Source organism: Bradyrhizobium sp. ORS 278 (assembly GCF_000026145.1).
Lineage (GTDB): Bacteria > Pseudomonadota > Alphaproteobacteria > Rhizobiales > Xanthobacteraceae > Bradyrhizobium.
Genome location: NC_009445.1, coordinates 538,992 through 552,635, shown reverse-complemented (window position 1 = coordinate 552,635; position 13,644 = coordinate 538,992). Strand labels below are relative to the sequence as shown.

General features: G+C 67.7%; 10 protein-coding genes. 3 read left to right on the top strand and 7 right to left on the bottom strand.

Annotation, left to right across the window (positions count from 1 at the left end; translation table 11 throughout):
• Positions 1–87 precede the first annotated feature (87 nt).
• Positions 88–1,296 carry a 3-oxoadipyl-CoA thiolase gene (gene pcaF / locus BRADO_RS02530; RefSeq protein WP_011923748.1) on the bottom strand — a complete coding sequence of 403 codons (1,209 nt, stop codon included), beginning with the start codon at positions 1,294–1,296 and terminating at the stop codon, positions 88–90.
• Between the two features lie 551 nt (positions 1,297–1,847).
• On the opposite strand from pcaF, the gene mutS reads away from it, so the two are divergent.
• Positions 1,848–4,580: a DNA mismatch repair protein MutS gene (gene mutS, locus BRADO_RS02525; RefSeq protein ID WP_041756031.1), complete on the top strand. Its 2,733-nt coding sequence runs from the start codon at positions 1,848–1,850 to the stop codon at positions 4,578–4,580.
• Positions 4,581–4,781: 201 nt separating this feature from the next.
• On the opposite strand, the gene BRADO_RS02520 is transcribed toward mutS, so the two are convergent.
• From BRADO_RS02520 to BRADO_RS02495, 6 genes are all read right to left on the bottom strand, one after another.
• Positions 4,782–5,291 (bottom strand): TIGR02594 family protein, encoded by a 510-nt coding sequence (locus BRADO_RS02520; RefSeq protein WP_011923746.1) that lies wholly within the window; start codon positions 5,289–5,291, stop codon positions 4,782–4,784.
• Positions 5,292–5,404: 113 nt separating this feature from the next.
• Positions 5,405–6,196 (bottom strand): hypothetical protein, encoded by a 792-nt coding sequence (locus BRADO_RS02515; protein ID WP_011923745.1) that lies wholly within the window; start codon positions 6,194–6,196, stop codon positions 5,405–5,407.
• Between the two features lie 189 nt (positions 6,197–6,385).
• A complete protein-coding gene (locus tag BRADO_RS02510) occupies positions 6,386–6,901 on the bottom strand; it encodes an OsmC family protein (RefSeq protein WP_011923744.1) in 516 nt (171 codons plus the stop codon).
• A gap of 56 nt (positions 6,902–6,957) precedes the next feature.
• On the bottom strand, positions 6,958–7,743 hold the full coding sequence (locus tag BRADO_RS02505) for an ABC transporter ATP-binding protein (RefSeq protein WP_011923743.1): 786 nt from the start codon (positions 7,741–7,743) through the stop codon (positions 6,958–6,960).
• On the bottom strand, positions 7,743–8,591 hold the full coding sequence (locus tag BRADO_RS02500) for an ABC transporter permease (protein WP_011923742.1): 849 nt from the start codon (positions 8,589–8,591) through the stop codon (positions 7,743–7,745). The genes BRADO_RS02505 and BRADO_RS02500 overlap by 1 nt, the downstream gene beginning before the upstream one ends.
• A gap of 352 nt (positions 8,592–8,943) precedes the next feature.
• The gene (locus tag BRADO_RS02495) at positions 8,944–9,918 is read right to left on the bottom strand and encodes an aliphatic sulfonate ABC transporter substrate-binding protein (protein WP_011923741.1); all 975 of its coding nucleotides are present in this window, start codon (positions 9,916–9,918) and stop codon (positions 8,944–8,946) included.
• A 194-nt stretch (positions 9,919–10,112) separates the two neighbouring features.
• Between BRADO_RS02495 and BRADO_RS02490 the strand changes: the two genes are divergently transcribed.
• Together BRADO_RS02490 and BRADO_RS02485 are read left to right on the top strand one after the other, a co-directional pair.
• Positions 10,113–12,908 carry a [protein-PII] uridylyltransferase gene (locus BRADO_RS02490; RefSeq protein WP_011923740.1) on the top strand — a complete coding sequence of 932 codons (2,796 nt, stop codon included), beginning with the start codon at positions 10,113–10,115 and terminating at the stop codon, positions 12,906–12,908.
• 118 nt (positions 12,909–13,026) lie between these two features.
• Positions 13,027–13,392, top strand: a complete 366-nt coding sequence (locus tag BRADO_RS02485) for a DUF1304 domain-containing protein (RefSeq protein ID WP_041756030.1) — start codon at positions 13,027–13,029, stop codon at positions 13,390–13,392.
• Positions 13,393–13,644: the final 252 nt, after the last annotated feature.

The window sequence follows — 13,644 nt, the reverse complement described above, 5'->3', positions numbered from 1 at the left end:
CATTGCGAGGAGCGAAGCGACGAAGCAATCCAGAGCTGCGCGCGCGACCCTGGATTGCTTCGCTTCGCTCGCAATGACGCCGGCGTGTTAGTTGACCATCTCGACCGCCAGGGCAACGCCCTGGCCGACGCCGACGCACATGGTGGCGAGTGCGCGTTTTCCCCCGCGCACTTCGAGGCCGTGCACCGCCGTCATCGCGATGCGGGCGCCGCTCATGCCGAGGGGATGGCCGAGCGCGATGGCGCCGCCATGCGGGTTGACGAAATCGGCATCCTCGGCGACGCCGAGCTGGCGCAGGCAGGCGATGCCCTGGCTAGCAAACGCCTCGTTGAGCTCGATGAGATCGAAGTCGGTGATCTTGAGGCCGAGCCGCTCCAGCAGCTTGCGCACCGCGGGCACCGGGCCGATGCCCATGATGCGTGGCGGCACGCCGGCCGACGCCAGCCCGAGCACGCGCGCGCGCGGCGTGAGGCCGTGCTTCTTCACGGCGGCTTCCGAGGCCAGGATCATCGCGGCGGCACCGTCATTGACGCCCGACGCATTGCCGGCAGTGACCGTGCCGGGATTGCGCACGATCGGCTTCAGCTTGGCGAGACCTTCGAGCGTGGTCTCGGGGCGCGGATGCTCATCCTTGTCGACGATGATGGGGCCAGCCTTGCCACCGGGCACGGCGACCTGTGCGATCTCGGCGGCGAAATAGCCGGACGCGATCGCCTGGCCGGCACGCTGCTGGGAGCGGATCGCGAAGGCGTCCTGGTCGGCGCGCGAGACCTGGAATTCCTCGGCGACGTTCTCGCCGGTCTCCGGCATCGAGTCGACGCCATACTGGCTCTTCATCAGCGGATTGATGAAGCGCCAGCCGATCGTGGTGTCGAAGATCTCGGCCGAGCGCGAGAACGCCTCCGTAGCCTTGCCCTGCACGAACGGCGCGCGCGTCATCGATTCGACGCCGCCGGCGATCGCGAGATCGACCTCGCCCGCGCGGATCGCGCGGCCGGCAGCGCCGACCGCATCGAGGCCGGAGGCGCAGAGCCGGTTGAGCGTCTGGCCGGGAATGGAGTCGGGCAGGCCTGCGAGCAGCAGCGCCATGCGCGCCACGTTGCGGTTGTCCTCGCCGGCCTGGTTGGCGCAGCCGAAGAACACCTCGTCGACCGCGGCCCAGTCGAGATTCGGATGCTTGGCCTTCAACGCCTTCAACGGCGTCGCCGCGAGATCGTCGGTGCGCACCTTCGCCAGCGCGCCGCCGAAGCGCCCGATCGGGGTCCGCACCGCATCACAAATGAACACGTCTCGCATCGCTCTCTCCCGGTGGGTGTTTCTGGTCAGAATTGACGGCGGTTTTAGGAGTGCGATGGGGGCAGGTCAAATGACGGGAACGCGGGGTGGCATGCGTGGAGAAGCCGTATGCGCACACTGCCTCCCCGCGATCGGTGCGCCCCCTCTCCCGCTTGCGGGGGGGGGGAGGGCTGGGGTTGGGGCGCGGCTCGGGTAGTGATCGAGAGGTGCGTCGTGTGGAGAGGCCCCCACCCGTATCGCATCTTCGATGCGATCCGACCTCCCCCGCAAGCGGGGGAGGTGCGAAGACTGACACCGTCCACAACGCGCTAATACTCCTGCCCAAACCTCGCCGTCATTCCGGGGCGGCGCGCGCATCACGGCGAACCCGGAACTCATCGGGCCGCTTAACCTGCCGCACGATGGATTCCGGGTTCGTGCTGCGCACGCCCCGGAATGACGCCGGTGGTTCTCTCTGGCACCGGCGCGAGGCAAGATCGCCATCGTGGAAAACCGGGACAGGCTCCGCAAAGCGGTAGGACCGTCCGGGCAAATTGGCTAGTTTCCGCGCCATGACGATCCAGCAGCCCATCTCCGTCCCGGTTCCGCAGGAGGCGACGCCTGCCGAGGCGCCGGCCAAGCTCACACCGATGATGGAGCAATATCTCGACATCAAGGCCGCGCATCCCGGGCTGATGCTGTTCTACCGGATGGGCGATTTCTACGAGCTGTTCTTCGAGGACGCCGAGGTCGCATCAAAAGCGCTCGGCATCGTCTTGACCAAGCGCGGCAAGCATCAGGGCCAGGACATCCCGATGTGCGGCGTGCCGGTGGAGCGCTCCGAGGACTATCTGCACCGGCTGATCGCGCAGGGCATCCGCGTCGCCGTCTGCGAGCAGATGGAGGATCCGGCCGCGGCGCGGGCGCGCGGCAACAAGAGCGTGGTGAAGCGCGGCGTCGTGCGCGTGGTGACGCCGGGTACGCTCACCGAAGACAATCTGCTCGACGCGCGCGCCAACAACTACCTGCTGTCGATCGCGCGCAGCCGCGGCTCGTCGGGCGGCGACCGGCTCGGGCTTGCCTGGATAGACATCTCGACCTCGGACTTCATCGTCACCGAATGCGCCTTCGCCGAGCTGACGGCGACGCTCGCGCGGATCAATCCGAACGAAGTCATCGTCTCCGACGCGCTGTACTCGGACGAGGCCTTCGAGCCAGTGCTGCGCGAGCTTGCCGCGGTGACGCCGCTGACCCGCGACGTATTCGACGGCGCCACCGCCGAGCGCCGGCTATGCGATTATTTCGCCGTCGCCACCATGGACGGTCTCGCGGTGCTATCGCGGCTGGAAGCCACCGCGGCGGCCGCCTGCGTCACTTATGTCGAGCGCACCCAGGTCGGCCAGCGCCCGCCGCTGGCGCCGCCGGCGCGCGAGGCGACCGGCAGCACCATGGCGATCGATCCGGCCACCCGCGCCAATCTCGAACTGACGCGGACGCTCGCCGGAGAGCGCCGCGGCTCGCTGCTCGACGCGATCGACTGCACGGTGACCTCGGCCGGCTCGCGTCTCCTGGCCCAGCGCCTCGCCGCGCCGCTGACCGAGCCGGCGCAGATCGGGCGCAGGCTTGATGCGGTCAACGCATTCGTTGCCGACAGTGCCGCGCGCGAGGATATCCGCGTGATCCTGCGCGGCGCGCCGGACATGACCCGCGCGATGGCGCGGCTGTCGGTCGGGCGCGGCGGGCCGCGCGATCTCGCGGCGTTGCGCGACGGCATCCTCGCCGCCGACCAGGCGCTGGCGCGGCTCTCCGTGCTCGACCAGCCGCCGCAGGAAATCGCGTCGGTGATGGCGGCGCTGGCGCGGCCGGCGCGCGCGCTGGCGGACGAATTCGCCCGCGCGCTCGACGAGCAGCTGCCGCTGATCAAGCGCGACGGCGGCTTCGTCCGGTCGGGCTATGATGCGACGCTCGACGAGACGCGCAATCTGCGCGACGCCTCGCGCCTCGTCGTCGCCTCCATGCAGGCGCGCTATGCCGACCAGACCGGCGTGAAGGCGCTCAAGATCCGGCACAACAACGTGCTCGGCTATTTCGTCGAGGTCACCGCGCAGCACGGCGACAAGCTGATGTCGGCGCCGCTCAACGCGACCTTCATCCATCGCCAGACATTGGCGGGACAGGTGCGCTTCACCACTTCGGAGCTCGGCGAGATCGAGGCGAAGATCGCGAACGCCGGCGAGCGCGCGCTCAATCTCGAGCTCGAGATCTTCGACCGCCTGTGCGCACAGGCGCTCGCGATCGGCGACGATCTGCGCGCCGCCGCGCATGGCTTTGCCATGCTCGATGTCGCCACCGCCTTGGCCAAGCTCGCGTTGGACGACAACTACGTCCGCCCGGAGGTCGACGGCTCGCTCGGCTTCGCCATCGAGGGCGGCCGTCATCCCGTGGTGGAGCAATCGCTGAAGCGCGAGGGCCAGCCGTTCATCGCCAATTCCTGCGACCTGTCGCCGACGCCGGGACACAAGAGCGGCCAGCTGTGGCTGCTCACCGGCCCGAACATGGCGGGCAAATCGACCTTCCTGCGCCAGAACGCGCTGATCGCTCTGCTAGCTCAGATCGGCAGCTTCGTACCGGCGAGCCGCGCCCGCATCGGCATCGTCGACCGGCTGTTCTCGCGCGTCGGCGCCGCCGACGATCTCGCGCGCGGACGCTCGACCTTCATGGTCGAGATGGTCGAGACTGCGGCGATCCTCAATCAGGCCGGCGAGCGCGCGCTGGTGATCCTGGATGAGATCGGGCGCGGCACGGCGACGTTCGACGGTCTCTCGATCGCCTGGGCGGCGATCGAGCACCTGCACGAGAGCAACCGCTGCCGCACGCTGTTCGCGACGCACTACCACGAGCTGACCGCGCTCGCCGCCAAGCTGCCGCGGCTGTTCAACGCCACGGTGCGTGTCAAGGAATGGCAGGGCGATGTCGTGTTCCTGCACGAGGTGCTGCCCGGCTCCGCCGACCGCTCCTACGGCATCCAGGTGGCGAAGCTCGCCGGCCTGCCGCCGGCCGTGATCAGCCGCGCCAAATCGGTGTTGGCGAAGCTGGAGGCCGCCGACCGCGGCCAGAACGCGCGGGCGCTGGTCGATGACCTCCCGCTGTTCGCGGTGCCGTCGCGCGCGGCGGTGGAGCCCGCGATGTCGAAGGAGACGGAGGAACTGATCGCCGCGGTGAAGGACCTGCATCCGGACGAGATGACGCCGCGCGAAGCGCTGGACGCGCTGTACCGGCTGAAGGCGAAGTTGCCGGCCAAATAACCCTGTCATTGCGAGGCGCTCTTGCGCCGAAGCAATCCAGAGTCCCACCCGAGCCCCTGGATTGCTTCGCTGCGCCGCTGCGCTCGCATGACGGAGGAGAGAGTCGTAGGGTGGGCAAAGGCGCGCAGCGCCGTGCCACCATCTGCAGCACGTGATGGAGTCGGTGGGCACGCTGCGCTTTGCCCACCCTACGCGATCTCGCTAGTCGTTGGAGCCGACGGGGTGGCCGTCCTCGGAAGCGACCTTGATGGAGCCGAGCTTCGGCAGGTCGACCGATTTCGGCCAGAAGTAGCCGACCAGGCGGGTCTTCGGCTCGAACTGCTCGCGGACGGCGTCGCTCTCGTTGCCGCCGAGCGTCAGCACCTGGGTGCGGGTCTCGCCCATGTAGAAGCCGACATGGCCGAGGCCGGAGTTCGGCTTGCCGCGGGTATAGACCGCGATCGCGCCGAGCGCGGGCCTGTCGAGCTTGACGAAATTCTTGTTGGTGCGGAAGGATTGCGACGAGGCGCTGCGCGTGCCGGGAACGCCGCTCTGCTCGAGCTTGGCGTTGGTCCAGATCGCGCACCACGGATCGCCCTCCGCGCCGCAATGCGCCTGGTCGATGAACTTCTGGATGCCGCGATTGTTGCCGGTCTCGTGGAAGCCGAGGTCCTTCAACCCGTTCGCGATCCATTTCGGCTGACCATTGGCAGTCCCATTTGCGGTCGGCATATTGCACCTCCTGCTGCGTTCGACCGATGACCCACCTATCAGTTGCGTTGTCGCGGGCGCCCTCGTGAAGGTTCAAGGCCGGGGACATACAACCATAGCTGATGCGGCCGGCGTCAGGCCGGCCGGCGGCGACCGAGCGCCCACAGGCCGAGATTCCAGCCGACGCAGGTGGCGAGTGCGCCGCTGAGGCCTGCGACGGCGCCGAGATGCAGGCTGCCGAGATGCAGCACGACGACGGCGAGCGAGAAGCCGATCAGGCCCCAGGCGCCGTTGGCCATCACGGCGGCGGTGGCGGGGCCGCCGATGCGCGGCTGCAGGATCAGCATCATCGAAGTGAAGACGATCGGAAACAGCGCGAGGATGCCGGACACGCCCGGGCCAGCCCACCCTGACACCGAGGTGACGGTGGCGACCAGCGTCGCGACCAAGGACGCGCGCAGCGGCACGTCGTACCAGCGCCTGACGATGAGCGGCATCTTGGCGTGGCGATAGCGCTGCAACAGCGGCAGGCAGATCACGAAGGTGACGATGTTGGCGACGATGCCCATCGCGAGCGTCCACTGTACGCTTTTGATGAGGGACGCGAGACCGAGCCACACCGCGACGGCGGTGGCGCTCGCGACCCATACGCTGTGGCGCTGCGCGAGCACGGCATAAGCGAGGCTGAGGAAGATCGTAGCGGCGTTGACCGGCAGGCTCGTGAGCGCGCCTTGCGCGATGAAGGCGGCGTCGTGATCGAGCGCCAGGAACACGTAGGTCGGCCCGGCCGAGATCGGCAAGGTCGCGACCAGCGCGCCGATCACGGGGCCGGTGCGCTCGGCGATCATCGACGCCGACACCACGAACGACGCCGCGATCGCCATCCGCAGGCCGAGCAGGAGCAGGAAGGAGGAGTCGAAGGGCATGTTCAGCCGTCGTCCCGGGCAAGCGGAACGCGGCGATGCGCAAGCATCGTCGCGTGGAAGCGCTGACCCGGGACCCATAACCACAGGCGGTCATGGGAAAGAGAAGGTCGGGGTCACCAGCCGGGGGTAGCCATGACTGACGGTGGCTATGGGTCCCGGCTTTCGCCGGGACGACAACGTGGTGGCAAGCTACGCTGCCACGCGCTTCAGGCTGACCGACACCTTCGGGCCGTTCTTGATGGTCTGATAGACCACGCAATAGCGCTCGGTGAGCTTGAGCAGCAGGTCGAGCTTGTCCTGCGGGGCGTCGGTGTCGACCTCGAAGCGCAGGCGGATTTCCTGGAAGCCGACCGGGGCCTCCTTGTCGACGCCGAGCGTGCCGCGGAAATCGAGATCGCCTTCGGCCAGCACCAGGCCGCTCTTGAGCGGCACCTCGACCGCGGTCGCGACCGATTTCAGGGTGACGCCGGCGCAGGCGACCAGCGCCTCCAGCAGCATGTCGCCGGAGCAGAGCTCGAGGCCGGAGCCGCCGGTGGCGGGATGCAGGCCGGCGACCGCCATGGCGCGGCCGGTCTCGAGCTTGCAGGTCAGGCCTTCGCCGCCGACCTCGCCCTTGGCCTTGAGCGTGATCACCGCAGCGGACGGGTCAGCCTTGTAGCGTTCCTTGATCGGCGCCTGCATGGCGCGCAGTTCGGCAGCATCCATTGTCGTTCTCTCCCGGATTCATTTCGGAACAGATGTACCGGGCGATCGCGACGATGTCACCACCACAGGCCGCCGCCGGGCTCACGCCTGCCCTGCGTATCCAGCAGCGTCCGGTCGAGCGAGCGGTCGAGCGCCGTCAGCACGTGGCGCTTGAACTGCTCGAACAGCGGCGCATTGCGGTCGCGCGGCCGCGACAAATTGATGGTGATCTCCTCGAACAGCCGGCCGGGATGCGGCCGCATCACCAGCACGCGGTCGGCCAGTACCACCGCCTCCTCGACATCGTGGGTGACCAGCACCAGCGTCGGGCGCGTATCGGCCCAGAGGTCGAGCAGATGGTCCTGCAGGTCCTTGCGCGTGAACGCGTCGAGCGCCGAGAACGGCTCGTCGAGCAGCAGCACCTCGGGCTGCGCCACCAGCGCACGCGCGATCGCCACGCGCTGCGCTTGGCCGCCGGAGAGTTCGCGCGGCCAGACCTTGGCCTTCTCAGTGAGGCCGACGCGGTCGAGCGCACGCGCCACGCGCTCGCGGCGCTCGGCCGCGGGCAGCTCGGACAGGCCGAAGCCGATATTGTCGGCGACGCTGAGCCAGGGCAGCAGCCGCGGCTCCTGAAAGATGATGCCGACCTTGGCATGCGGCGCCGTGATCGCCTCGCCGTCGAGCGTCACCGTGCCGGCGCTGGCGCGGTCGAGCCCGGCGACGGCGCGCAGCAGCGTCGACTTGCCGCAACCGGAGCCGCCGATGATGGCGACGATCTCGCCAAGCTGGATCTCGGACGAGAACCGCTCCAGCGCATGCACGCCGTTCGGATAGACCTTGGTGACGGAGGAAAGCTGCAGCATCAGGCCGCTCCGCTCTGGCGCGCAAAGCTGTCCTGCCAGCGCAGCAGCGGCGCGGTCGCGATCTCCAGCAGCCAGTCGGTCGCCTTGCCGATGACCGCGAAGATGACGATGGCGGCGACGATCTGGGCAGGCTTCCCGAGCTGCTGGCCGTCGATCAGGAGGTAGCCGAGACCCTCGGAGGCGCCCATGAACTCGGCGGCGACCACGAACATCCAGCCCAGCCCAAGGCCGACGCGCAGCGCTACGACATAGGCCGGCAGCACGGCGGGCAGCAGGATGCGGCGGATCATCGCCGGGCCGGACAGCCGGAAGACGCGGCCGACCTCGACGATCTTGCGGTCGACCGACAGGATCGCGCCGGTCAGGCCGAGATAGACCGGGAAGAACACGCCAACCGCGATCAGCGCCACCTTCGACGTCTCGAAGATGCCGAGCCAGAGGATGAACAGCGGCACCCAGGCGATCGACGGGATCGCGCGCAGCGCCTGGATGGTGGGGTCGACCAGCCGGCGAGCAAGGCTCCAATAGCCGCAGATGCCGCCCAGGAGCGTGCCGGCGGCGACGCCGAGGCCGAAGCCGATGCCGACCCGCGAGAGCGTCGCGGCGATGTGACGGGACAGCTCGCCGGAGCGGGCGAGCTCGGCAATGGTGGTGAAGACTTTTGAGGGCGGCGGCACCAGCCGGCCGTTCGACCAGCCGGCACGGACGGCGAGCTCCCAGGCCAGGGCCAGGGACAACGGCAGGAGCAGCCCGAGCAGCGGCCGCGCCAAGCGCTTGAGCCACGGCTGGCTGACGGTATGCGGCGGGGCCGCCGCGGCGGGAGCCTGGAGTTCGACGGTCATGGCCATAGTGAGAACAGCGTCTCGCGTGGGAATGCAAGGCGGGGTATGGGACGGTTGGTCATTGGAGCCGACAGCGACGCCACACATTCAGTGTCGTCCCGGCCCCCGCGCCGGGACCCATACTCCGCGGCCGTCGTGGCGAGGCGAGATGCCGCTCCAGCGTGCCTCAAACGCCTTCACGGAGTATGGGTCCCGGATCGGCGCCCGCCAACGCTGTCGCGTTGCCGGGCTTGTCCGGGACGAAACCGGTTTTTTGTCGCGCCACCGGTTTCTGTCGCGCTCAATTTGCTTTTTGTTACGCGCACTTTGCGTGGGCAGCGCGAGTTGTCGGCAAGCGGTCGCGCAAGCGCGGGCGGCGTCAGTTCGTCGGCAACGGCACCTGGTCGTCGATCAGCGCATCCAGCGTCGCCTTCACATCGACCTTGGCATCCACCACGCCGGCCTGCTGCAGCGCGAGGCCCGCCGCCAGGATCGAATCCCGCTGCGGCGCGCCGATGCGGCTGTGGGTCAGGTCGGTGCGCTCCTTGAGCTGCTTGTCGACCACGGTCTCGGGCAGCTTGGTGACGGCGATGAAGGTCTTCTTCAGGTCGTCGTAATTGGCCAGCGCATCCTTGCGCGCGACCTCATACGTCGCCAGCACGCGGCGGACGATCTCGGGATTGTCCTTCAGGAACTGCTCGCGGACGTTGAGGACGCCCCAGGTGTTGGCGTCGGCCTTGCGGTAGAACAGCTTGGCGCCCTCCTCGACCTCGGCCTGCGCCATCATCGGGTCGAGCCCGGCCCAGGCGTCGACGTCGCCGCGGATCAAGGCCGCCTTGCCGTCGGCATGCTGCAGCAACACCGGGGTGATGTCCTTGTCGGTCAGGCCGGCGCCGAGCAGCGCGCGGACCAGGAAGATGTGCGGATCGGTGCCGCGGGTGACGGCGACGCGCTTGCCCTTGAGGTCGGCAACCGAGACGATCTTGGAGTCCTTGCCCGTCACCAGCGCGGTCCATTCGGGGCGCGAATAGACGTAGATCGACTTGATCGGGTTGCCGTTGATCCGGGCGACCAGCGCAGCGGAGCCGGCTGTCGAGCCGAAATCGAGCGAGCCGGCATTGAGGAACTCGAGCGCCTTGTTTGAGCCGGCCGACTGCACCCAGGTGATGCTGATGCCGTCCTTGGCGAACTCCTTCTCCAGGAGGCCCTTCTGCTTCAGGACCAGCGACACCGGATTATAGGTCGCCCAGTCGATGCGGATCTCCTTCACAGGCTCCGCCGCTGTTGCAGCGCCGCATCCCAGTAGAACCACGGCCGCGAGCCCGGCCAAGGCGCGCCTCGACAATCCACCCATCGTCAACCCTCCTGCTGTAAAAACATCATTGTTGTTTCAAGGCGTTATGCCAGGGCTCAACGAGAATTGCTTTTCCTTTGCGAGGCGGATGGAAGCACGATCATCATCCGTCCCGCGCCGGTGACAGCATGGATCGATTGCTGCATTGGAAGTTTCGTGACAGCACGTGCCTTGTTCGATATCCGGTTGCATCCATGGACAGCGTCGCCACAGATTCCAAAGCCTTCACTTCAGCCGATTTCGACAGCGCCGGCATTGCCGCGGCTGTCGATGCGCTGGCCAAGCAGCACTCCGGCCGCGAGGACATGTTCCGCGCCGCCGTCGTCCAGTTCCTCAAGGCCGAGCTGGTGAAGGCGCGCGCCGCCGCCCAGGCGCAGCTGCTTCAGGACCGCCACGGCCGGCATTGCGCCGAGCGGCTCTGCGTCGTGCAGGACGAGATCATCCGCATTCTCTATGCGGCGGCCACCGAGCACCTCTATCGCTCGGACGTGCCGAGCGGCGCCGAGCGGATGGCTGTCGTCGCGACCGGCGGCTATGGCCGCGGGCTGATGGCGCCGGAGTCCGACATCGATCTGCTGTTCATCCTGCCCTACAAGCAGACCGCCTGGGGCGAGCAGGTTGCCGAGGCCATCCTGTATTCGCTGTGGGACATGGGGCTGAAGGTCGGCCACGCCACCCGTTCGGTCGATGAATCGATCCGCCAGGCGCGCGGCGACATGACCATCCGCACGGCGATCCTGGAGACGCGCTATCTCGCCGGCGACAAGCCGCTCTATGACGAGCTGGTGCAGCGCTTCGACACCGAGGTGGTGCAGGGCACGGCCGCCGAGTTCGTCGCCGCCAAGCTCGCCGAGCGCGAGGAGCGGCATCGACGCGGCGGCCAGTCGCGCTACCTGGTCGAGCCCAACGTCAAGGACGGCAAGGGCGGCCTGCGCGACCTGCACACGCTGTTCTGGATCGCCAAATACGTCTACCGCGTGCGCGAGACCGCCGAGCTGGTCGAGCGCGGCGTGTTCGACGCGCATGAATACCGCACCTTCCGGCGCTGTTCCGATTTCCTGTGGTCGGTTCGCTGCAATCTGCACTTCGTCAGCGGCCGCCCCGAGGAGCGGCTGTCATTCGACCTGCAGCGCGAGATCGCGGTCCGGCTGGGCTACACCAGCCACCCGGGCATGCAGGATGTCGAGCGGTTCATGAAGCACTACTTCCTGGTCGCCAAGCAGGTCGGCAACCTCACTGCCATCCTGTGCGCCAAGCTCGAGGACCAGCAGGCCAAGGCTGCGCCGGTGCTGAGCCGGATGATCTCGCGCCTGACCACCGGCTCGACCTGGCGGCGCGTGCCCGAGAGCGACGACTTCATCGTCGACAACAACCGCATCAACCTCGCCGCGCCCGACGTCTTCAAGCACGACCCGGTCAATCTGATCCGCATCTTCCGCCTCGCGCAGAAGAACAACCTCGCCTTCCATCCCGACGCGATGCGCGCGGTGACGCGCTCGCTCAACATGATCAACGCCGAGCTGCGCGAGAATCCCGAGGCCAACCGGCTGTTCATGGAGATCCTGACCTCCAACGACGCCGAGACCGTGCTGCGGCGGATGAACGAGACCGGCGTGCTCGGCCATTTCATCAGCGCCTTCGGCCGCATCGTCTCGATGATGCAGTTCAACATGTATCATCACTACACGGTCGACGAGCATCTGATCCGCTGTATCGGCTTCCTGCAGGAGATCGAGCGCGGCGGCCATGACGAGTTCGTGCTCGCCTCGGATTTGATGCGCAAGATCCGGCCCGAGCACCGCGCCGTCATCTACATCACCGTGCTGCTGCACGACGTCGCCAAGGGCCGGCCGGAGGATCATTCGGTCGCCGGCGCCAAGATCGCGCGGCGCCTGTGCCCGCGGCTCGGCTTCAACAATGCCGACACGGAGCTCGTCGCCTGGCTGATCGAGGAGCACCTGACGATGTCGACGGTGGCGCAGTCACGCGACCTGTCGGACCGCCGGACCATCGAGAAGTTCGCCGCCGTGGTGCAATCGGTCGAGCAGATGAAGCTGCTGACCATCCTGACCACCGCCGACATCCGCGGCGTCGGTCCCGGCGTCTGGAACGGCTGGAAGGCGCAGCTCCTGCGCACGCTGTACTACGAGACCGAGCCGGTGCTGACCGGCGGCTTCTCCGAGGTCAACCGCGCCAAGCGCATCACCGCGGCGCAGGCCGAATTCCGCAACGCCTTCACCGACTGGCCGGAGGACGAGCTCAACACCTATATCGGCCGGCACTACCCGGCCTATTGGCTCAAGGTCGAGCTGCCGCGCAAGATCCGCCACGCCCGCTTCGTGCGGTCGAGCGAGGACGCCGGCCACAAGCTCGCGATCAATGTCGGCTTCGATCCGGCGCGCGGCGTGACCGAACTCACGATCTTCGCGATGGACCATCCGTGGCTGCTGTCGATCATCGCCGGCGCCTGCGCCTCGGCCGGCGCCAACATCGTCGACGCCCAGATCTACACCACCACCGACGGCCGCGCGCTCGATACCATCGCGATTTCCCGGGAGTATGAGCGCGACGAGGACGAGGGGCGGCGCGCGACGCGGATCGGCGAGACGATCGAACAGGTGCTGGAGGGCAAGCTGCGGCTGCCGGACGCCGTGGCGCGACGGACGACGCGCGGCAAGCAGCACAAGGCGTTCTCGGTCGAGCCGGAAGTCTCGATCAACAATCAATGGTCGGAGCTCTACACCGTCATCGAGGTCTCCGGCCTGGACCGCCCCGGCCTGTTGTATGAGCTGACGACGGCGATCTCGAAGCTGAACCTGAACATCGCCTCGGCGCATGTGGCGACGTTCGGCGAGCGCGCCCGCGACGTGTTCTACGTCACCGACCTCCTGGGCGCGCAGATCAATGCGCCGACCCGGCAGGCCGCGATCAAGAGTGCGCTGCTGCATCTCTTGGCGAGCGAGGACGCCGCGGCGCAGCCGGCGGCGTAAAGATATAGCGTGTGAGGATATGGGAGTGTCGGGGTGAGCCGTTGCGGCTCCTCGGCAGAACTTGATTGAGGAGACCCGGCAACGTCGCCGGACTCGAACGGCTTGGGGGAGCCGAACCATGGCATTGATTGCAAACATCGTCGTCGGGCTGATCGGCCTGCTGCACGTCTACATTCTCGTGCTCGAGATGTTTCTCTGGACCAAGCCGGCCGGCTTGCGGGCGTTCAACAACACCTTGGAACGCGCCGAGGCGACAAAGGTGCTCGGCGCCAACCAGGGCCTCTACAACGGCTTCCTCGCCGCCGGCCTGTTCTGGGGCCTGGCCCACCCAGCACCGGCGTTCGCGTTCCAGATCAAGATCTTCTTCCTGCTCTGCGTACTCGTCGCCGGCCTCTACGGCGCGGCCACCGCGAGCCGCAAGATCCTGTTCATCCAGAGCGTGCCGGCCACGATCGGCCTGGTGCTGGTGTGGCTCGCAGGCTGAGCCGGACTGCACCTCCATCACCACTGTCGTCCCGGACAAGCCGTGACGCGCATCAGCGCGTCACGGCGCCGATCCGGGACCCATAATCCCGGTCAGCGTTCGAGGCAGGAACGCCACTCCGAGTCTCCGTCACACGACCGCCTGTGGCTATGGATCCCGGCTCGGCGCCCCGCCGTCGCTGCGCGACGCCAGGGCTTGGCCGGGATGACACTGAATGTGAGGCGGCGGCTCCGGCTACAAAGTCGGTGTCGT